A 21,008-nucleotide genomic window follows, 5' to 3' on the forward strand; every position below is an offset into this window, starting at 1 on the left:
CCCCCCCCCCCCCCCCCCCCCCCCCCCCCCCCCCCCCCCCCCCCCCCCCCCCCCCCCCGCAACCGGACCCACCCCGCCAACCCTCAGGAACCCCGCCTTTGACGTTGACCTTGACGTTGACCTTGACATTGATTCGGCAGGTGCAGGGCTGCAAGCCCTGCCGAAACCCCCTCAACCCTTACTGCAGCAGGGAGCGCAGCATCCAGGCGTACTTTTCGTGGGTCTGCAGGCGCTGGGTCATCAGATCCTCGGTCGGGGCGTCGTCGGCATCGTCCGCCACATCCAGCACTTCACGTGCCGTACGGCAGACCGCTTCGTTGGCGACCACCAACTGGCGTACCATTTCCCGCCAGTCCGCACTGTCGGTCAGGCCCGGCTCCTCGGCGATCGAGGTCAGCGCAGCAAATTCCCGGTAGGAGCCCGGGGCATTGAAACCCAGCGCACGGATACGTTCGGCCACATCGTCCAGCGCCGCCCACTGCTCGGTGTACTGCGTCTCGAACATGGTGTGCAGCGAGTTGAACATCGACCCGGTCACGTTCCAGTGGAAGTTGTGGGTCTTCAGGTAGAGCGTGAACGCGTCCGCCTGGAACCGCGACAGACCGTCGGCGATCTTCTTGCGGTCGCCCTGGGTGATCCCGATATCGATGTTGGGTGCCGACGGTGCCGCCGCTGCAAGCTTCTGCTTGCCGGTCTTGGGCTTGGTCGTGCTCTTGGTCTTCGCCATGGGGTTCCTCCTTGTGGAATCGTTGGCCTTCACAGTAAATCAGTCTCGATGACTGGTCGCTTTCAAAGTTTTGAACGAACCGATTGATGAACGCTATCGATAAAAATCCGTCACCCCGCCTGCGCCAACAGCGTGCCGCCATCGACGGCGCCATGAGCCGCGACCGGGGCCGTTTGCTGGGAATGCTCTCGCGTTGCCAGGCCAAGCCGCAGGATGTGGCGCTGGCCGCTACCTTCGAGCAGGCCTTGCAGGCGTCGGTGCAGCGCCGGCAGGTGCGGGCGCAACAGCAGCCGGTCATTACTCTGGACCCGCAGCTGCCGATTGCGCGTGAAGCCGAGGCGATCATCGGGCTGATCCGCGACCACCAGGTGGTGGTGATCGCCGGCGAAACCGGCTCGGGCAAGACCACCCAGCTGCCGAAACTGTGCCTGGCCGCCGGCCGTGGCCAGGCCGGCATGATCGGCTGTACACAGCCGCGACGGATTGCCGCACGTGCGGTGGCCAGCCGCGTAGCGCAGGAACTGCAGAGCGAGCTGGGCCAGCTGGTCGGCTACCAGGTGCGCTTCAACGACAAGGTCAGCGAAGACAGCCGAATCAAGTTCATGACCGACGGCATCCTGCTGGCGGAGATCGCCAGTGACCGCTGGCTGTCGAACTACGACACGATCATCGTCGACGAGGCGCACGAACGCAGCCTCAACATCGACTTCCTGCTGGGCTACCTGAAGCAGCTGCTGCGCAAGCGCCCGGACCTGAAGCTGATCGTGACCTCGGCCACCATCGACACCGAACGCTTCGCCCAGCATTTCGACAATGCGCCGGTGATCAGCGTGGAAGGCCGCACCTACCCGGTGGAAGTGCGTTACCGCGCGCTGGAAGGCGAGGGCGAAGCGCAGGGCGAGCGCACCGTCAACGACGCCATCGTGTCGGCCATCGACGAGATCACCCGCCTGGATTCGCGCGGCGATGTGCTGATCTTCCTGCCCGGTGAGCGTGAGATCCGCGATGCGCACCAGTCGCTGGAGCGCCGCAAATACCGCAATACCGAGGTGCTGCCGCTGTACGCACGGCTGTCCAACCAGGACCAGGACCGGGTGTTCAACCCGGGCCCGAACCGGCGCATCGTGCTGGCCACCAATGTGGCGGAAACCTCGCTGACGGTGCCGCGCATCCGTTACGTGGTCGATCCGGGTTTCGCCCGCGTCAAGCGCTACAGCCCGCGCAACAAGCTGGACCGCCTGCACATCGAGCCGATCTCGCAGGCCAGCGCCAACCAGCGCAAGGGCCGCTGCGGCCGCATCGCCGAGGGCATCTGCTACCGACTGTACGCCGAGGCTGATTTCCAGGCGCGGCCGGAGTTTACCGATCCGGAAATCCGCCGCTCCAGCCTTGCCGGGGTGATCCTGCGCATGCTGCAGCTGGGCCTGGGCCGCATCGAGGAGTTCCCGTTCCTGGAAGCGCCGGATGAGCGCGCCGTGGCCGATGGCTGGCAGCAGCTGACCGAGCTGGGCGCGATCGATGCCGAGCGGCGCATGACCACCATCGGCAAACAGATGGCCCGCCTGCCGGTGGACGTGAAGCTGGCGCGCATGCTGGTGGCCGCGCAGGCCGCTGGCTGCCTGCGGCCGATGCTGGTGATCGCTTCGTTCCTGGGCATCCAGGACCCGCGCGAACGCCCGCCCGAAGCGCGCGCCGCGGCCGACAGCGCGCATGCGCAGTTTGCTGACGGGCGCTCGGAGTTCGTCGGCGTGCTGCGCCTGTGGGATGGCTACCGGCAGGCCCACGAAGACCTGACCCAATCCAAGCTGCGCGACTGGTGCGGCCGCCACTTCCTCGGCTTCCTGCGCATGCGCGAGTGGCGCGAGCTGCACCGCCAGCTGCGCCTGCTGTGCGAAGAACTGGGCTGGAAGGAAGAAACCACCGATGCCTCGATGGCACCGCTGTTGGCTGGCAGCAGTGCGCCTGCCCCGGCGCGTGATGATGCGACGGCGGTGAAGGCCACCCGTGGCCAGCTGCACCGCGCCGCGCGCCTGGCCCGCGAAGGCAAGACCGAAGCCGCTCCGGCACCGGTGGCCGCGCGCGCGCAGAAGGAACAGGCGCCGGCCGGCGGTGGCTTCAGCGAGCGCGTGCGCGCGGCCGCCTACCAGACCCTGCACCGCGCACTGGTGGCGGGCCTGCCGACGCAGATCGGCCACCGCACCGAGAAGGGCGATTTCCAGGCGCCGCGCCAGCGCCGTTTCCTGCCGTTCCCGGGCTCGGCGCTGTCCAAGCGTCCGCCGCCGTGGCTGCTGGTGGCCAACCTGCTGGATACGCAGAAGGTCTGGGGCATGACCCTGGCCGCGATCGAACCGGACTGGGTGATTGCCGAGCTGCCCCACCTGCTGCTGCGCAAGCACTTCGACCCGCACTGGTCGCGCGCGCAGGGCCAGGTGCTGGCCTCCGAGCAGATCAGCCTGTTCGGCCTGGTGCTGGCGCCGAAGAAGCCGGTGCACTACGGCCGCATCGAGCCGGGCGAAGCGCATGACATCTTCGTGCGTCAGGCCCTGGTGACCGGCGAGATCAACACCCGCGCCAGCTTCGTCGCCGACAACCAGAAGGTGCTGGAACTGGCCCGCGAGGAAGAGGCCAAGCTGCGCCGTGCCGGCATCGTCGCCGACGAGGACTGGCAGGCGCGCTGGTACCTGGACCGCGTGCCGCCGCAGATCCATTCGGCGGCCGGCCTGGACACTTGGTGGAAGGCGCTGCCGCCGGAACAGCGCAGGACCCTGCACTGGTCGCTGGTCGACCTGCTGCCGGGTGAGGGCAGCGAGCAGGAGCGTTACCCCAAGTACCTGCCGCTGGGCCAGGCGCGGTTGCCGCTGCACTACCGCTTCGAGCCGGGTTCCGACGATGACGGCGTGACCCTGGACGTGCCGCTGCACCTGCTGAACGCATTGGATCCGGTGCAGCTGGGATGGCTGGCGCCGGGCTTCGTGGCCGACAAGGCTTCGGCGCTGATCCGCAGCCTGCCCAAGGCGATACGCCGCAACTACGTGCCGGCACCGGACTTCGGCCGCGCCTTCTTCGAGGCGTTCCCGCAGCCCAGCGCCGATGCCATCACCGGTGAACTGGCTCGCTTCCTGTCACGCGCGACTGGTGCAACGGTGAGCGCGCTCGATTTCGAGCCGGGTTCGATCGAGCCGCACCTGCACATGAACCTGCGCCTGCGCGACGAGCACGGCAAGGTGCTTGCGACCTCGCGTGACCTCGATGCGCTGCGTGCGAAGTTCGGTGGCCGTGCCGGTGATGCCTTCGCCGCGCGTGCCGGCCGCGAAATGGCGGCCGACGGGCTGCGCACGTTCCCGGGCACGCCGATTCCGCTGCAGGTACCCGGCGAAGCCGGCGTGCCCGCGTACCCGGCGCTGCTGGACGAGGGTGACAGCGTGGCGCTGCGCATCTTCGCCGACCGCCAGCAGGCGCAGGAGGCCCATCCGCTGGGCGTGCGCCGCCTGCTGGAAATCGCCCTTGCGGAGAAGGTGAAGCAGGCACGCAAGCAGCTGCCGGTCGCACCCAAGACCGGCCTGCTGTACGCGGCCATCGAATCGCAGGAGCGCCTGCGTGGCGATCTGGTCGATGCGGCGATGAACGCGGTGCTGGCCGAGGGCCTGGAAGACATCCGCGATGCGGCGGCCTTCGAGCAGCGTCGCGACCATGCGGCCAAGGCGCTGTTCGGCGAGGCGATGTCGCGGCTCAAGCTGGCCGAGACCATCCTGGCGCTGGTGGCCGAACTGAAGCCGCTGCTGGAAGCGCCGCTGATGGGCTGGGCGCGCGGCAACCTGGACGACATGGAAGCGCAGCTGGTCGGCCTGATCCACCCGGGGTTCCTGCGAGATACGCCGGCCGATGCGCTGGCGCAGTATCCGCGCTACCTGAAGGCGATGATCTTGCGTACCGAACGCGCCAAGCGTGATCCGCCGCGCGACCAGGCGCGCATGCTCGAACTGACGCCGTTCCTGGATGCGCTGCGCGAAGGGGATGCACAGGGCCTGCGCGAGCGTCCGCAGTGGCAGGCGCTGCGCTGGGACCTGGAGGAACTGCGGGTCTCGCTGTTCGCGCAGGAGCTGGGCGCGCGCACTGGCATCTCTGCGAAGAAACTGGCACAGCGGGTGACCGCGCTGCGCCAGCTATGACCAGATGGCGCCGGGTGATGCCCGGCGTCATCGCATGGGTCGAAACGTTACTTGGTGCGGCGGACCTTGGCCTGGATGTTCACGCCGTCCACCTTCATGTACCACACGCCCAGCAGGCCGGGCTTGATGCTGACCTTCGGCGATGGCTTGCGCACGCCGGACACGCTGGTGGCGTCGACCTGTTCCCAGACCTGGCCGTTGTCCAAGGTGTAGGTGCGGCCCTTGCCGAAGCCGCGGAACTCGCCCTGCAAGATGCCGGTGACCGGTTCGCTGCTGCCGAAGTCGAAGAACCCGCGGTTCTTCACGATCACTTCCTGGCGGCCTTCCTCACGCGCTTCTTCGCGCACGGCGGCCACGGCCTGGGTTGTGGCTGCTTCGACCTTGCCCTGCAGCCAGCGGTTGAGCGTGGCCAGTTCGGCGGCACTGAGCTTGTCCAGGCCGGCGGCCTTGAACTCCTGCGGGCTCATCTGCTGCTGCAGATCGCCATCGACAACGCGTTGGGCCAGGGCCGGCAATGCGACGGTGCACAGAACAAGGGCGACACACAGCGGGCGCAGCAGGCGCAGGGACATGGCGTTTCTCCTGGATGTGGCCCGAGTGTAGAGCAGCGCAGGCGACCCGGCACCTGTCCTGGGGCGTGCGATGCGACCGCCAGGCGCTGACCGGCCGGGCCTGCTCATCCATGCGCACGGCCACCACCCGGTGACGGCGCAGGGTGTGCATCACCTGTGGCGGTGCCTGCAGCCGGGCCTGCTCCGCGGCATCCGCCACTGGCGTCGCGGCTGCCATCGTTGATCGCGATGATTTCCAGGCGCGGGTACACCTGGGCGGCGATCGCATGGATCGTGTCGGCGATGTGGGGGGCTTTGTGAAACACGGAACCAGGACGCTGACCGGCGGCCGGCTGCGCAGTCGTGGCGGCGCGTCAGGGCGCGTCAGGGCGCGGCGCAGGTAGTAGTAGATGCCGCCGACCATCCAGAAGAAGGCCATCACCATCGGATAGAAGAAGGCGAAATTGAACAGCAGCGTGACGGGTGAAACGTTTTCCATCCACGATATCGGCACTCCCCGCAGGCATGCTGCGGAACACCACCGCAGCGGCCTCGACCATGCCCCGGCTTTTGTAAACCCGGTGTGGTTTTCTGAACCATCCAGTCAGGACGCAACGTGCGGCAGCCACCGCCACAGTCAGATGCCGGCATGAACACATGAGCGCCGATGGTGGCCTTGGCGATTGTTCCTGAACGGGCGGAGCGTTACCGTAGAGACCTCTGTCTTTGATGTCCGACTGCTGTGAACCGCGCGTCTGTCCCCGGCCTGGAAGCCTTGTTGAACCGCCCTGCGGCGGCGGTGCTGCCCGCGCCGCTGCGCGAAGCCCTGCTGCAGCTGTGGGAAGCTGCCGATACCTCGCACGAAATGCGCGGCAGCAGCTGGTCGGTGCTGGCCGATACGCTGGACGCGCTGGCCCTGCTGTCGGCCGACGAAGGCGCGGTGCTCGCGGCGCTGCTGTTCGACCTGCCGGGCCTTCGCGCCCATCTGGACACGCTGCCGCTGGGCGGCCACAAGACGGCGGTGATCGGCCTGCTCGACGGCCAGGACGCCGCCGACCCGGTCTGGGCGCTGCATGCCGGCCGCGACGCCGGACGCAACAGCGAAGGCCTGCGCCGCCTGCTGCTGGCCATCATCCACGACCTGCGGGTGGTGCCGATCCTGCTGGCGCGGCAGCTGGCGCGCATGCGTGCAGCCGACAAGCTGGACGAAGAGCAGCGCCGCGCACTGGCCCAGCTGACCCGTGACATCCATGCCCCGCTGGCCAACCGCCTGGGTATCTGGCAGTTGAAGTGGGAGCTGGAAGACCTGGCGTTCCGCCACCTGGAACCGGACACCTACCGCCGCATCGCACGCGAGGTGGACGAGACGCGCATCGCCCGCGAGCGCTACGTCGAGCACGTCAAGAAGACGCTGTCGCGCGAACTGGCCGCACAGGGCATCCATGCCGAAGTGAGCGGGCGGCCGAAGCACATCTACAGCATCTGGCGGAAGATGCAGAAGAAGCGGCTGGCCTTCGACCAGCTGTATGACATCCGCGCGGTGCGGGTGATGGTCGACGACGTGGCCGCCTGCTACGCCGCGCTGGGCGTGGTGCATGCGCTGTGGGCGCCGGTGCCCAGCGAGTTCGATGATTACATCGCCCGCCCCAAGGCCAACGACTACCGGTCGCTGCATACCGCCGTGGTCGGCCCGGAAGGGCGCACCATCGAAGTGCAGATCCGCACCCACGACATGCATGCGCAGGCCGAGCTGGGCGTGGCCGCGCACTGGAAGTACAAGGAAGGCAGCAAGGGCGCCGAGAAGGCCTTCGATCGCAAGATCACCTGGATGCGCCAGCTGCTGGAACAGGCGCAGGAAGGGCAGGGCAACGAACTGGCCGGCGCGCTCGATGCCGAGCTGACCGAAGACCGCGTCTACGCGCTGAGCCCGAAGGACGAGGTGCTGGACCTGCCGCAGGGAGCCACCCCGCTCGATTTCGCCTACCAGGTACACACCATGGTCGGCCACCGCTGCCGTGGCGCCAAGGTCAACGGCCGCATCGTGCCGCTCACCTACCGGCTGCGCAGCGGCGACCGGGTGGAGATCCTGACCGGCAAGGAGGCCGACCCGCGCCGAGACTGGCTGATGCCGGCACTGGGCTTCCTGGCCAGCAACCGTTCGCGCGAAAAGGTGCGCAGCTGGTTCCACAAGCTGGACCGTGCGCGCAACGTGCAGGCCGGCCGCGAGCTGCTGGAGCGCGAACTGAAGCGGCTGGGCCTGCAGCATTCGGACCTGGCCGCGGCCGCGAAGAAATTCCACGCCGACAGCGTCGACGACCTGTACATCCAGGTGGCGCTGGGCGATACCGGCCCCAACCAGGTCAGCCGTGCGCTGCTGGAAGCCGAGCGTGCGGCCAGCCAGCCGGCACCCGCGCCGACCCTGCCGCGGCCGACCGCGCGCCGCGAGAACCTGGGCAAATCCAAGTTCACCGTGCAGGGCGTGGGCAATCTGCTTGTGCAGCTGGCGCGCTGCTGCCAGCCGGTGGCCGGCGAGCCCATCGTCGGTTACCTGACCCGTAGCCGCGGTGTCACCGTGCATCGTGCAGACTGCGCATCGCTGGCGCGCCTGTCCGCCGCCAGCCCGCAGCGCATCCTGCCGGTGGAATGGGGCCAGGCCGGCAACGGTTACGAAGTGGACGTGGTGGTCGACGCGGTCGACCGCCGCTGGCTGCTGAAGGACATCACCAACCTGATCGCACAGGAAGACGCGTACGTGCTCGACATCCACAGTGACAACGTGCGCAACAGTGGCCGCGCGCACCTGCGGCTGCGCCTGAAGGTGAGCGACTACGGCCAGCTGTCGAACCTGCTGGGCAAACTGGATGCCCTGCCAGGCGTGAGCGAGGCGCGTCGTCTGGGCTGAGCTTCACGTTGCCCCGGCTACCCTGCACGCATGGAACGCGAGCCCCCGCATCGCCGCCACGGCGCCGACCACCCCGCGCTGGACCGCGTTCGCCGCGAGGGCCGCTGGTGGTGGCTGCAGGCACGCCACGCGCGCCGGGTCTGGCGCTGGGCACTGCTGGCGGCGGTGGTGGTGTTCGTGGCGCTGGTGCTGCTGCGCAAGCCGCTGGCCGACTGGTTCTGGGACGAACCGCAGATTGAACAGCTGCTGGCCGAGGGCGATCGCGCGCTGGCCGCGGGGCGGCTGACCGCATCCGATGGCAGCGGCGCGCGTGAACGCTACCAGGCCGCGCTGGCCCTCGACAACGATCGCCTGCAGGCGCGACAGGGGCTGGCAAGCACCGGCGTGGCGGCGTTGCGGCAGGCGCATGAGCGGCTGCAGGCCGATGATCTCGACGGCAGCGCGCAGGCGCTCGCGCTGGCCCGCGAACTGCAGGTGCCGCAGGGCCAGGCCGATGCCGTGGCGCGGCAGCTGCAGGCGCGGCGCAGTGCGGGCGCGGGGATCGGTCCCTTGCTGGCACAGGCGCGCAATGCGTTGGCGGCCGGCCGCCTGGATGAGGGCGACAGTAGTGCGCTGCCGCTGTTCCAGCGCATCCTGGCCCTGCAGCCGGACAACCTGCCGGCGCTGGAAGGACGCGAAGATGCCCTGAGCGATCTGCTGCAGCGCGCCCGCGCGCTGGCTGCACGCGGCGAGCTGGCGCAGACCGCGGCCCTGCTGCAGCGTGCGCGCCAGTTCGATGCCGGTCACAGCGATCTGCCGGCCAGCCAGGAAGCGCTGGCGCGCGCGGTCGACCAGCGCCTGCGGCAGGGCCAGCGTGCACTGAAGCAGCAGACGCTGGACGCCGCGGCCAACGCCTTCGACGCCGTGCTGGCAGTGGCGCCTGATGACCCCAATGCATTGCGCGGCCGCGAACAGACGGCGCAGGCGCTGCTGGCACGCAGCCAGCGCCAGGCCGCCGATTTCCAGTTCGAGGCGGCCGAGACCGACCGTGCGCGTGCCGCTGCACTCGGCGCATCGCAGGCGGCGCTGCAGCAGGCCGCACAGCGCATCCAGCGCGCCCAGCAGGCGCGGCAGGGACAGCAGCAGCCGGTATTGAGCACGGCCCAGCGCGAGCGGAAACTGCGCGACCACCTGCGCCAGATCGATCGCGCCGAGCGTGAAGGACGCTGGATCAGCCCGCCCGGGCATAGCGCGTTCGACGCGCTGCGTGAGGCACAGGCGCTGGCTCCGCGCGATGCGCGGGTGAGGGCGGCTGCCGCGCGCCTGCTGCCGGCCAGCCGGCAGTGTTTCGATGACAACCTGCGGCAGAACCGGGTGCGGGCGGCGGGCGCCTGCCTGCAGGCCTGGCAGACCCTGGCGCCGACCGCGACGGGCCTGCCGTCGGCACGGGTGCGGTTGGCACAGCGCTGGCTGGCCATCGGCAGTGAGCGGCTGGGCCGCGGCGACGTGGCCTTCGCCGCGGCCGCGGTCGACCAGGTGCGCCAGCTGCAGCCGGACCTGCCGGAGCTGGCTACGTTCGAGCAGCGCCTGCGGCAGGCCGGCGGGCGGCTGGATTAGTCGAAAAACACCCGCTGCACGGTGGCCCGCGCCGCATCCAGCGAGAAGTGCTGGGCAACGTTGGCCAGGCCCGCATCGGACAGCTGCTGCCACAGCTGCGGGTCCTGGTAGAGGCGCACGACCTCGGCCGCGAACGTGACGGCGTCATCTGCCACCAGCACGTCCTGGCCCGGCTGCAGGTGCATGCCTTCCACCGCGCACGTGGTGCCGACCACCGGCTGGCCATGGGCCATGCTCAGGTTGATCTTGCCCTTCACCCCGGCGCCGAAGCGCAGCGGGGCAATGGCGATGCGGGCACCGTCCATGTACGGCACGATGTCCTCGACGAAGCCGTGCATCTCCACCCCGGGCTGGCCGGCGGCCAGCGCCAGCAGGCTTTCCGGCGCGGCCGCGCCGATGCAGTGCAGGCGCACCTGCGGCAGCTGCGCGCGGATGCCGGCGAAGACCTCGCCGATGAACCATTCCATCGCATCCAGGTTCGGCGGGTGGCGGAAGCCGCCGACGAATACCAGGTCGTGGCGCTGTGCATACGGCGCACCTGCGCCGGCCACTTCATGCAGGTTGGAGATCAGCTCCACCCGTACGCGCGGTGCATCGGCCTGCAGCTGTTCGCGCTCGGCGGCACTGACCAGCACGGTGACGTCGCACTGCTCCATCACCGCCAGTTCGCTGCTGCGGGTGCGTTCGGCCGCACGCAGCAGGCTGGCATCGCCGGCCACTTCGGCGCCGCGGCGCTCGCGCAGGTAGTGCAGGTCCACCGTGTCGAACACGGTGCGTGCCTGCGGCGCGTAGCGTTTGAGCAGGGGCAGGCATTCGTTGGCCACGTGGTGGCGTACCAGCAGGGCCACGTCGAAGCGCGCAGCGTGGCTGCGCAGCCAGCCGGCCACGCCCTCGATGAACGGTGCGTACCAGACTTCCACGCCCATCCGTTGCAGGGCGTCGGTGGCCACGCCGCCGTGCTCGCGCCGGGTCGGCACGAATACCACATGGGCCCCGGCCTGCAGCAGCAGGCGGATCAGGTTGACCTGGCGCAGCGAGGCCGAATCGCGCTCGGGGCGCGGGACTTCTTCGTCCAGAATCAGCACCTGGCGGCGGCCGCGGTGCAGCAGGGCGGGCGAGGGCACTTCGCCCACGGCCGGGTGGCGCGCCAGTTCGGTGGCCCATCTGGCGGCGAAGATGCCTTGGTTGCGCACCTGGTAGGCCTTCACCCCGCTGCCGGTATCAGTGCCGTTGCTGGTGCCTTCATCGTGGATGACCCGGCTCGCCGGCTGCACCAGCACGCGGCGGCCCAGCGCCCGCACGCTGAAGGCCAGATCGGTGTCTTCGTAGTAGGCCGGCCGGTAGCGGGTATCGAAGCCACCAAGCTGCTGCCACAGGGCGCGCGGCAGCATCAGCGCCGCGCCGGAGCAGTAGTCCACGTCGCGCAGGCTGGCATAGCGCGGGTCGTCGGCGGCCTCGAAGCGGCCATAGCTCCAGCCGCTGCCGTCGGCGAAGATCACCCCGCCCGATTCCTGCAGGCGGCCATCGGGGTAGAGCAGCTGGCTGCCGACCAGGCCGGCCTCCGGCACCGCAGTGAAGGTATCCAGCAGGGCGTCCAGCCAGCCCGGCTGCGGCACCGTATCGTTGTTCAGCAGCACCACATACTGGCCGCGCGCGCGCTGCACGCCGTCATTGCAGGCGTCGATGAAGCCGCCGTTGCGCTCACGCACCTCGTAACGCAGGCCGGCAATCTGCGGCATCCATTGCACGGTGGCATCGCTGCTGCCGTCGTCGACCACCAGGATCTCGCAGGCGGCCGCCGGCGGATGCGAGGCCAGTGCCCGCAGGCAGGCCAGGGTGTGATCGGCGTGGTTGTAGACCGGGATGATGATGCTCACCACCGGCGATTCGCTGAAAGGCACGCTGAACGGCGCGAACGCCTGTGTGGCCGGCAGGTACAGCGGGGCACGCGGGGCCGGCACGGCACGCTGGCTGTGCACCCGGATGCGCTGCCAGGTGGCCCGCCAGCCGCGGGTCCGCAGGCTGGCCAAGCTGCGCCGGGCCAGGCCCGTCAGGCGATTGATCAGGTAGCGGATTTCGGCCAAAGACATCGCCATCCGGTTGCAACTCCAGCTTAAGCGGGGGAACACGGGGGAATCCGCCAGCCACGGTGGCTGGGGTAGACTCGCCTGACCCTACATTCTCGCATTCCCGTGCCCCGACGCTACGATTCCGACGACATCGACGATTTCGACGACGACGACCAGCAGGACTCCAGTCCCCTGTGGCGCCGCCGGTTGATCACCTGGACCATGGCGGCAGTCGCGTTGGGACTGGGGTTCCTCATTCCCTATACGCTTTACCTGAACCAACAGGTCACCCAGCGTTTTGGCGAACTGCGCTGGCAGATTCCGACACGTGTCTACGCGCGCCCGCTGGTGCTGGTGCCCGGCAAGGCCATGGACGCCGCCACGCTGAAGACCGAACTGGCGGCGTCGGCCTACCGCGATGATGGCCTGGGCAAGGACCCGGCGACCTATGCGGTGCAGGGCGGGCGCTTCACCATTTCCAGCCGCGGCTACAACGATGTCGATGGCCACGTCGCTGCCAAGCGCGTGGAACTGTCGCTGTCCGGCGGCAGCATCGCGTCGCTGCGTGACCCCGATTCGCGCAAGGCACTGAAGGCCGCCCGCCTGGATCCGGCGCGCATCGCCACGCTGTACGGGCAGAAGCAGGAAGAGCGCCGCCTGATCCGCATGAACGAAGCGCCGGACCTGCTGGTGACCGGCCTGCAGGCGGTGGAGGACAAGGACTTCAACCGCCACCACGGCATCGACCTGTCCGGCATCGCGCGCGCGGTGTGGGTAACCATCCGTTCCGGTGGCCAGAGCCGCCAGGGCGCGTCCACGCTGACCCAGCAGCTGGCCCGCAGCGGCCTGCTCGGCATCGGCAAGGAACAGACACTCACCCGCAAGTTCAATGAAGTGCTGTACGCGCTGATCATGGAAGCGCGCTACGACAAGCGCACCATTTTCGAGGCCTACCTCAACCAGGTGTACCTGGGCCAGCGCGGCAGCCAGGCGATCCACGGCATGTCCTCCGGCGCCGAGTTCTGGTTCGGTCGCGACCTGTCCTCGCTGGATACCGAGCACATCGCGCTGCTGATCGGCCTGGTCAAGGGGCCGTCTTACTACGACCCGCGTCGCAACCCGGAGCGCGCGACCGACCGCCGCAACTTCGTGCTGGGCAAGCTGCACGAAGCAACCCTGATCGACGACGCCGAGTACCAGCGGGCGCTGAAGGCGCCGCTGGGCGTGCCCAAGAGCCCGGGCCTGGTGGCGGCCAACCGCTTCCCCGCCTATGTCGACCTGGTACGTCGCCAGCTCGGTCATGACTACCCTGAATCGGCCCTGCAGGGCGCCGGCCTGAGCGTCATGAGCGGCATGTCGCCCTCCGCGCAGGCCTACGCCGAAGGCGCGGTCACCCGCACCATCAAGTCGCTGGAGAGCAAGCGTCGTCCCGAGCTGCAGGCGGGCATGGTGATGACCGACGTGCACAACGGCGACGTGGTGGCGGTGATCGGCAGCCGCGAAGTGTCCGAGGTCGGCTTCAACCGCGCCATCGAGGCACAGCGCCCGGTCGGTTCGCTGCTGAAGCCGTTCGTGTACCTGCTCGCCCTGGCCCAGCCGGACCGTTATTCGCTGGCCAGCTGGGTGGATGATTCACCTGTGACGGTGCAGCTCGGCCGTGGCCGCAACTGGAGCCCGGGCAACGCGGACAACCGCAGCCACGGCACGGTGCGGCTGATCGACGCGCTGGCCCATTCCTACAACCAAGCGACCGTGCGCGTGGGCATGCAGGTCGGCCCGGAACGGGTGACCCAGCTGATCCACGTGCTGGCCGGCATCAAGGCGGATCCCAATCCGGCGGTGATCCTCGGCTCGACCGACCAGAGCCCGTATGCGATGGCCCAGCTGTACCAGTTCCTGGCCTCCGGTGGCGAGATCCAGCCGCTGCATGCGGTGCGTGGCGTGCTCGATCCGCAGGGCAAGCTGCTCAAGCGCTACGACAAGACCCCGGCCCCGGCCCAGGAAGGCGATTCGATTGCCGCCAACCTGATCAGCATCGGCCTGCAGCAGGTCGTCGCCAGCGGCACCGCGCAGCGCCTGAACGCCGATGGCCTGGGCCGCCTGCAGCCGGCCGGCAAGACCGGCACCACCAACGATGGCCGCGACAGCTGGTATGCCGGTTACACCGGCGACCACCTGGCGGTGATCTGGATGGGCAACGACCAGAACGAACAGGCTGGCCTGTACGGCGCCACCGGTGCGATGCGGGTGTGGTCGGGCATCTTCCAGCGCCTGCCGAGTGCGCCGCTGAAGGTCAGCAACAAGGGCCTGGACTGGCAGTCGGTGGCCGCCACCGGTACCAACAGCACCGATGAAGGCTGTCCGGACGCCCGTCGCTTCCCGTTCGTGGTTGGCTACGCGCCGGCCTACGCCCCCTGCGCGCCGGCCGCGTTGCCGGACGAGCAGGGCGGTGAAAGCGAAAGCGGTGGCTGGCGCAGCTGGTTCGGCCTGGACCGCAAGCAGGAACCGCCTGCCGCCGAACCTGCCGCAGCGCCCGCTGCCGCCACTCCTCCTCCCAGCCGGTGATGCCGATGACCTTTCGATCCCTGTATCCGCTGCTGGCCGTGACCGGCCTGAGCCTGGCCTTGGCCGCCTGCGTGAGCAGCCCGCCGCCGGCAGCCAAGCCGGTGGACACCACCACGCCGGCCCAGCGCCTGGCCAACGTGGAAGCCGCCGCTGGCCCGGACGACAAGGAACTGTCGGTGCAGCCGCTGCGTGATTCGCAGGTGGAAGACCTGCGCCAGACCGCACTGGCCCAGCGCCAGGGCAACGACTTGGCCGCCGCCGCCGGCAGCCTGGACCAGGCACTGCAGATCGTGGCGGGCGACCCGGCGGTGCTGCAGGAACGCGCGGAGATCGCGCTGCTGCAGGGCCAGTGGGCCGAGGCGGAGACGTTCGCGCGCAAGGCGGTGGACCTGGGTTCGAAGACGGGGCCACTGTGCCGCCGGCACTGGGCGACCATCGAGCAGTCGCGCCTGGCGCGGGGCGAGAAGGAGAATGCGGTATCGGCGCATGCGCAGATTGAAGGGTGCACGGTGCCGGGGATCAAGCGGTACTGAGGTGTTCCCCTCCATCGGGCGCAGCCCCCTCTGCGGCACGCGCTCGAACTGACGGATGGTCGTGATGGGCCGGGTGGGTGGGGCGTGCAGGACACGCCGTAAACCCGTCCATGGGGGCTCGATGGCGCCATCCATGGCGCCAACGGTCCTGCACGCCCCACCCACCCGGCCCGCCACACACCGCGCGGGCCGCAGGCAAGAACAAATTCAAGTCAAAAGCGGGTCGCGCGCTGCGCGCACTCATTCTCTTCTTCCCGTTCCATCACCGCTTCTAGATGCCAGTCGAGCAAGCTCGACGCTACGGAGCATGTCCATCCGTCACCAAGAAACTGTCGAAGGCGGGGGGCTGTGGGTTTGCGGGGTGTGAGCCGCATGGATGCGGCGACCAAGCCCCCATGGATGGGTTTACGGCGTCCCCGCAAACCCACAGCCCCCCGCCAGCCCCCAGTACAACCCAGAGCCATGAACACCGCCGTTGCTGTTGCCCTGGCTTGAAACGGGTGCCGGGCAGCGCCCGGCCGGGTATCCTTCCTGTCTGATGTCCGACCTCGTTCATGCCAGCCGCGAAGCCCTCAGCGAAGGCGGCGCGCTCGCCTCGCACCTGGATGCCTTCAACCCGCGTCCCGCACAGCTGCGCCTGACCGAGGCCATCGCCGACGCGCTGCAGCAGCGCGACCTGCTGCTGGCCGAGGCCGGAACGGGCACCGGCAAGACGTTCGCCTACCTGGTGCCGGTCCTGCTGTCCGGCCTGCGCACCATCATCTCCACCGGCACCCGCGCGCTGCAGGACCAGCTCTACCACCGCGATCTGCCGCGCGTGCGGCAGGCGCTGGGCGTGGGCCTGCGCAGTGCGCTGCTGAAGGGCCGGGCCAATTACCTGTGCCGCTACCGCCTGCAGCAGGCGCGGGGCGAGCCGCGTTTTTCCACCCCCGAACAGGCCGCGCAGTTCCAGCGCATCCTCGCCTGGTCCGGCCGCTCGCAGTTCGGCGACATCGCCGAGCTGGACGGCCTGGCCGACGATTCGCCGCTGCTGCCGATGGTGACTTCCACCGTCGACAACTGCCTGGGCACCGACTGCCCGTTCTGGGACGACTGTTTCGTCGTGCACGCGCGGCAACGCGCGCAGGCGGCCGACGTGGTGGTGGTCAACCACCACCTGCTGCTGGCCGATCTGGCGCTCAAGCAGGATGGCTTCGGCGAGCTGCTACCCGGTGCACAGGCCTTCGTCATCGACGAGGCGCACCAGCTGCCCGAACTCGCCGCGCAGTTCTTCGGCGAGGGCTTCGGCATGCGCCCTTGGCAGGAGCTGGCCCGCGACTGCCTGGCCGAGGCGCGTGGCGTCGGCGGTGCGCAGTCGGCGCTGCAGGAGCCGGTCGACCAGCTGCAGCAGGCGCTGCTGGCGCTGCGCCTGGCGATGGAAGGGCTGCCTTCACGCGGTACCCAGTGGCGCGCGTTGGCGATGCCGCAGGTGCGCGAGGGATTCGATACGGCGATGACCTGCCTGGTGGCGCTTGAACAGGCGCTGCAGCCGCTTCGCGAAGCCGCCGCCGGCCTCGATGCCTGCCATGCCCGTGCGCGCGAAGCGGTGTCGCGGTTGTCGCGCTGGCTGGGCGACGACGAGCCGACCCTGGATTTCGATGCCGATCCGGCCGATGCGGCCAGTGCGGCCAGTGCCGCAGATGTGCTCTGGTACGAACTCACCCCGCGCGGGTTCCGCTGCCAGCGCACGCCGATGGATGTGTCCGGGCCGCTGCGTGAGCACCGCGAGCGCAGCCGTGCGGCGTGGATCTTCACCTCGGCCACGCTGACCGTGGGCGGTGGCTTCGACCACATCGCCACCCGGCTTGGCCTGGACGATCCGCACACGCTGGTCCAGCCCAGCCCGTTCAACTGGCCCGAGCAGGCGCTGTGCTACCTGCCTGAAGGCCTGCCCGATCCCGCTGCGCGCGGCTTCGGCACCGCGCTCATCCAGGCCCTGCGGCCGGTGCTGCAGGCCTCGCAGGGCAGGGCGTTCCTGCTGTTCGCCTCGCACCGTGCGCTGCGCGAGGCCGCCGAGGCCCTGCGCGACGGGCCATGGCCCCTGTTCGTGCAGGGCGAGGCGCCGCGCGCCACGTTGCTGCAGCGTTTCCGCGATTCCGGCAATGGCGTGCTGCTTGGCTCGGCCAGTTTCCGCGAGGGCGTGGACGTGGTGGGCGAGGCGCTGAGCGTGGTGGTCATCGACAAGCTGCCGTTCGCCGCGCCGGACGACCCGGTCTACGAGGCGCGGCTGGAGGCGATCCGCAGCCAGGGCGGCAATCCGTTCCGCGACGAACAGCTGCCGCAGGCGGTGATTGCCCTCAAGCAGGGCGTGGGCCGGCTGATCCGCAGCGAGACCGACCGCGGCGTTCTGGTGCTGTGCGACCCGCGCCTGCTCAACCGCGGCTATGGCCGGGTATTCCTCGATTCGCTGCCGCCGTTCCGCCGCACCCGCGCGCTGGCCGATGTGCAGGCCTTCTTTGCGCCACAATGGACCCCCGTGGCCGACGACGCTGCCGCCCTGACCGTCCCGGCCCCCGCGCCGGGTCCCCAGCCGGCCCCCGGCGCCACGTTCCCCCTGTTCTGATTCCGTCCGATGAAACTGCTCGCCTTTGAAACCGCCACCGAAGCCTGTTCCGTTGCCCTGCATGTCGATGGGCAGGTGCTGGAGCGCTTCGAGATCGCCCCGCGTCGCCATGCCGAGCTGAGCCTGCCGTGGGCCGAGGCGCTGCTGGCCGAGGCCGGCATCAGCCGCCGCCAGCTCGATGGCATTGCCCTCAGCCGCGGGCCGGGAGCGTTCACGGGGGTGCGCCTGGCGATCGCGATCGCGCAGGGCATCGCCCTGGCGCTGGACCGGCCGCTGCTGCCGGTGTCGACGCTGCAGGTACTGGCGCTGCGCGCGCCGGCCGAGGAAACCCAGATCCTGTCGGCGATCGATGCGCGGATGGGCGAGTTGTACGTGGCGCGCTTCGAGCGCGTGGATGGCCTGCCGGTGGCCCTCGATGCCGAGCGTGTGTGCGCACCGGCGGCGGTGGCGTTGCCGGACGGGCTGCAGGCCTACGGCATCGGCACCGGTTTCGCCGCGGCCGACGGCGCGCTGGTGGCGCAGCTGGGGGCGGGCCTGCGTGGTTTCGATGCAGCGGCATTGCCGCGCGCGTCGGACGTGCTGGCGCTGGCGGTGCCGGCGTTCGCGCGTGGCGAAGGCGTGGCGGCGGAGAAAGTCGAACCGGCATACCTGCGGGACAACGTGGCATTGACCCTGGTCGAGCAGCAGGCCGCCCGCGAGGCGAAGGCGAAAGCCAACGGCTGAGCCCCTCGTGGCGGCTCGCTGATCGCGGATTCGTGGGGTTGGCCGGGCGGATGGGCTGCGCAGGGGGCGCTGCAAGTCCCTCTCCGGGGCCCGGCCCAGCCGCTGGCGGCTGGGCGTTCGGTCGCTCGCGAAGCAGTGCTTCGCAAGCAAGGCGCCCTCACCCATGTAAGCTCGGTCGCCGCATCCATGCGGCTCACGCCCCTGCGCAGCCCACCCGCCGGCCACGGACAGTTTCCGTGCGCGTCCGCCACGGAAAATCAAAAAAGAAGAATCAAAGTCAGAAGCCGATGGCTTCGCTCGCATCCACGCGTTGCGTGGATGAGTGTCGACCAAGGTCGACACCTACCAAGAGCGAAGATGCGCCGCGATCTGTCAGAGGTGGGGCGGTGTGGCTGGGCAGGACCGTTGGCGGCATGGATGCCGCCATCGAGCCCCCATGGACGGGTTTACGGCGTGTCCTGACCAGCCATACCGCCCCGCCAGACCCACAGCCCAACCGCCGCTCTCGCTCCTGCAGTTGCTTCGGCCGTTGCCTCAGTGGGTCCCGGGCCGCAGGCCCGGGCAACAAAACTCCTACCGGTCGTCGCGCAGTTCGCCACCCGGCAGGAACACCCAGGTGCGGGTCACCTGCAGGATATCCACGCCATCATCCGTCTTCGGCAACGCCGGGAACGGCTGCGCCAGCTGGATCACCCGCAGTGCCGCCTCATCGAGCAATGGCGTGCCGCTGGTTTTCAGGATACGGCTGCTTTCCACGCTGCCATCGCGGCGCACCCCCACGCTGATCACCACCTGGCCAGCCAGCCGGCGCTGACGCGCTTCGTCCGGGTAGTTCAGGTTGCCCACCTGCTCGGCGCGGTCGACCCACGCACGCAGGTAGTTGGCGTAGGCATATTCGCGCGTGCTGGCCGAAACGAACTTGCGGTTTGGACGCTTGGCGTACTGCGCCGAGCGCAGGTGCACCTCGGCAGCCAGGCGAGCCATTTCCGCGTCGCGCTGCTCGCGCGCGGTCTGCGCCGCGTCCGGGGTCGGTTCCAGCGGGGTGGGGCGGGCCTGCGCCTGCGCCACGGTGTCCTCGCCATTGCGGCTGCTGACAACCCGCGCCTGCGGCGGCGGCACCGGCGCGGCCGACTGCTGTTGCTGCGGCACCGGGCTCAGCCCACTCTGTGCCTGCGGCACGATGCCGGTCTGGTTGTCGCGCGGCCGTTGCGCGCGGTCATGCTCGCCGCCGCCTTCCTGGCTGGCCGCGGCCAGGAAATCGGCCTGCTTCGGCGTCAGCGCCGTGCGGGTCTGGCTGAAGATCACTTCCAGCGTCGGCACCAGTGGTGCCTCGCCCTTCACGGCAAAGCCCACGCCCAGGATCAGCAGGGCGTGGACGATGACCGACAGGGCAAGGGTGGCCCCCAGCCGCTGCGCTTCGCGCGGCGGCGGGGCGAGCACGGCGGACGCGGCGTCCATCAGCGCAGGCCGGCCTCGATTGCGTCGAACAGGGTGCCGGCGATGTTCAGCCCGTACTGCGCGTCCAGCTCGCGTACGCAGGTCGGGCTGGTCACGTTCACTTCGGTCAGGTAATCACCGATCACGTCCAGGCCGACGAAGCGCATGCCGCGGCGCTTCATCTCCGGCCCGACCTGGCCGGCGATCCAGCGGTCACGCTCGCTCAGCGGGCGGCCTTCGCCGCGGCCACCGGCGGCCAGATTGCCGCGGAACTCGTCACCCTGCGGGATGCGCGCCAGGCAGTAGTCCACCGGTTCGCCGTCGACCAGCAGGATGCGCTTGTCGCCGGCGGTGATGTCGGGAATGAACTTCTGGGCCAGCGCCAGCTTGCGGCCGCCGTCGGTCAGGGTTTCCAGGATCACGTTCAGGTTCGGATCGCCTTGACCGCTGCGGAAGATCGAGCGACCACCCATGCCGTCCAGCGGCTTCAGCACGGCCTGGCCGTGTTCCAGGGCGAAGGCCTTCAGTGCCTTGGCGTCGCGGCTGACCAGGGTCGGCGGGCAGCACTGCGGGAACAGCAGGGCGGCCAGCTTCTCGTTGTAGTCGCGCAGGCCCTGCGGGTTGTTGATCACGCAGGCACCGGCGGCGGCGGCCACGTCCAGCACCTGGGTGTCATAGACGTATTCGGCATCGACCGGCGGGTCCTTGCGCATCAGTACGATCTGGCCCGGGCCGAACGCGGTGCGGCTGAATGCGCCAAGTTCGTACCAGTCGGAGGGGTCGTCGCGGACCTGCAGCGGGGCGGTCTGGGCCACCGCCACGCCGCCATCCAGGGCCAGGCCGCCCGGCCGCACATAGTGCAGGGCGTGGCCGCGGCGCTGGGCTTCCAGCAGCATGGCGAAGGTGGTGTCCTTGGCGATCTTGATGTGGGCGATGGGGTCCATCACCACGATGACGTTCAACGGCATGGGTGCACCTGTCAGGCAAGGCGTTGATGGTAGCGGCAACGCCCCCCGCGTGCCTGCCCGGGGTGCTGCAACGCTGCGTCCGTCCAGCCGTCTGCGCAGTCATTGCCAAACCTGTCACGTTCAGCAAGCCGGCATCCCAAGCGCCGTGGGCGGCGCTTGAAGCGGG

At 69.4% G+C, this 21,008-nt stretch carries 13 protein-coding genes; 7 read left to right on the forward strand and 6 right to left on the reverse strand.

The window, feature by feature from the left end; translation table 11 throughout:
• Positions 1–178: 178 nt before the first annotated feature.
• The gene (locus tag NQ204_RS14325) at positions 179–727 is read right to left on the reverse strand and encodes a Dps family protein (RefSeq protein WP_079222875.1); all 549 of its coding nucleotides are present in this window, start codon (positions 725–727) and stop codon (positions 179–181) included.
• 86 nt (positions 728–813) lie between these two features.
• Between NQ204_RS14325 and hrpA the strand changes: the two genes are divergently transcribed.
• Positions 814–4,896, forward strand: coding sequence for an ATP-dependent RNA helicase HrpA (gene hrpA, locus NQ204_RS14330; protein ID WP_256644217.1), 4,083 nt, complete (start codon positions 814–816; stop codon positions 4,894–4,896).
• Between the two features lie 47 nt (positions 4,897–4,943).
• Here hrpA and NQ204_RS14335 read toward each other — a convergent pair whose 3' ends face one another.
• Complete coding sequence (locus NQ204_RS14335) at positions 4,944–5,468, reverse strand: hypothetical protein (RefSeq protein WP_116865228.1); 525 nt, start codon at positions 5,466–5,468, stop codon at positions 4,944–4,946.
• A gap of 104 nt (positions 5,469–5,572) precedes the next feature.
• Positions 5,573–5,773, reverse strand: coding sequence for a glycosyltransferase (locus NQ204_RS19690; RefSeq protein ID WP_256644218.1), 201 nt, complete (start codon positions 5,771–5,773; stop codon positions 5,573–5,575).
• Positions 5,774–6,189: 416 nt separating this feature from the next.
• On the opposite strand from NQ204_RS19690, the gene NQ204_RS14345 reads away from it, so the two are divergent.
• Both NQ204_RS14345 and NQ204_RS14350 read left to right on the forward strand, forming a co-directional pair.
• The gene (locus NQ204_RS14345) at positions 6,190–8,349 is read left to right on the forward strand and encodes a RelA/SpoT family protein (RefSeq protein ID WP_256644219.1); all 2,160 of its coding nucleotides are present in this window, start codon (positions 6,190–6,192) and stop codon (positions 8,347–8,349) included.
• Positions 8,350–8,379: 30 nt separating this feature from the next.
• On the forward strand, positions 8,380–9,945 hold the full coding sequence (locus tag NQ204_RS14350) for a tetratricopeptide repeat protein (protein WP_256644220.1): 1,566 nt from the start codon (positions 8,380–8,382) through the stop codon (positions 9,943–9,945).
• Here NQ204_RS14350 and NQ204_RS14355 read toward each other — a convergent pair.
• Positions 9,942–12,041 carry a glycosyltransferase gene (locus NQ204_RS14355; protein ID WP_256644221.1) on the reverse strand — a complete coding sequence of 700 codons (2,100 nt, stop codon included), beginning with the start codon at positions 12,039–12,041 and terminating at the stop codon, positions 9,942–9,944. The two genes, NQ204_RS14350 and NQ204_RS14355, sit on opposite strands and share 4 nt — an antisense overlap.
• A 96-nt stretch (positions 12,042–12,137) precedes the next feature.
• Between NQ204_RS14355 and mrcB the strand changes: the two genes are divergently transcribed.
• The 4 genes from mrcB to tsaB all read left to right on the forward strand — a co-directional run bounded on the left by mrcB (position 12,138) and on the right by tsaB (position 18,437).
• Positions 12,138–14,579 carry a penicillin-binding protein 1B gene (gene mrcB, locus NQ204_RS14360; RefSeq protein ID WP_256644222.1) on the forward strand — a complete coding sequence of 814 codons (2,442 nt, stop codon included), beginning with the start codon at positions 12,138–12,140 and terminating at the stop codon, positions 14,577–14,579.
• A complete protein-coding gene (locus NQ204_RS14365; RefSeq protein WP_116865319.1) occupies positions 14,579–15,112 on the forward strand; it encodes a hypothetical protein in 534 nt (177 codons plus the stop codon). The genes mrcB and NQ204_RS14365 overlap by 1 nt, the downstream gene beginning before the upstream one ends.
• A 538-nt stretch (positions 15,113–15,650) precedes the next feature.
• Positions 15,651–17,714 carry a DNA repair helicase YoaA gene (gene yoaA, locus NQ204_RS14370; protein ID WP_116863897.1) on the forward strand — a complete coding sequence of 688 codons (2,064 nt, stop codon included), beginning with the start codon at positions 15,651–15,653 and terminating at the stop codon, positions 17,712–17,714.
• Positions 17,715–17,723: 9 nt separating this feature from the next.
• On the forward strand, positions 17,724–18,437 hold the full coding sequence (gene tsaB, locus NQ204_RS14375) for a tRNA (adenosine(37)-N6)-threonylcarbamoyltransferase complex dimerization subunit type 1 TsaB (RefSeq protein ID WP_256644223.1): 714 nt from the start codon (positions 17,724–17,726) through the stop codon (positions 18,435–18,437).
• 573 nt (positions 18,438–19,010) lie between these two features.
• On the opposite strand, the gene NQ204_RS14380 is transcribed toward tsaB, so the two are convergent.
• Both NQ204_RS14380 and gshB read right to left on the reverse strand, forming a co-directional pair.
• Positions 19,011–19,895, reverse strand: coding sequence for an energy transducer TonB family protein (locus NQ204_RS14380; protein ID WP_108769694.1), 885 nt, complete (start codon positions 19,893–19,895; stop codon positions 19,011–19,013).
• On the reverse strand, positions 19,895–20,842 hold the full coding sequence (gshB, locus tag NQ204_RS14385; RefSeq protein ID WP_256644224.1) for a glutathione synthase: 948 nt from the start codon (positions 20,840–20,842) through the stop codon (positions 19,895–19,897). Before gshB ends, NQ204_RS14380 begins: the two co-directional genes overlap by 1 nt.
• Positions 20,843–21,008 lie beyond the last annotated feature (166 nt).

Source organism: Stenotrophomonas testudinis (genome assembly GCF_024499815.1).
Taxonomy (GTDB): Bacteria; Pseudomonadota; Gammaproteobacteria; order Xanthomonadales; family Xanthomonadaceae; genus Stenotrophomonas.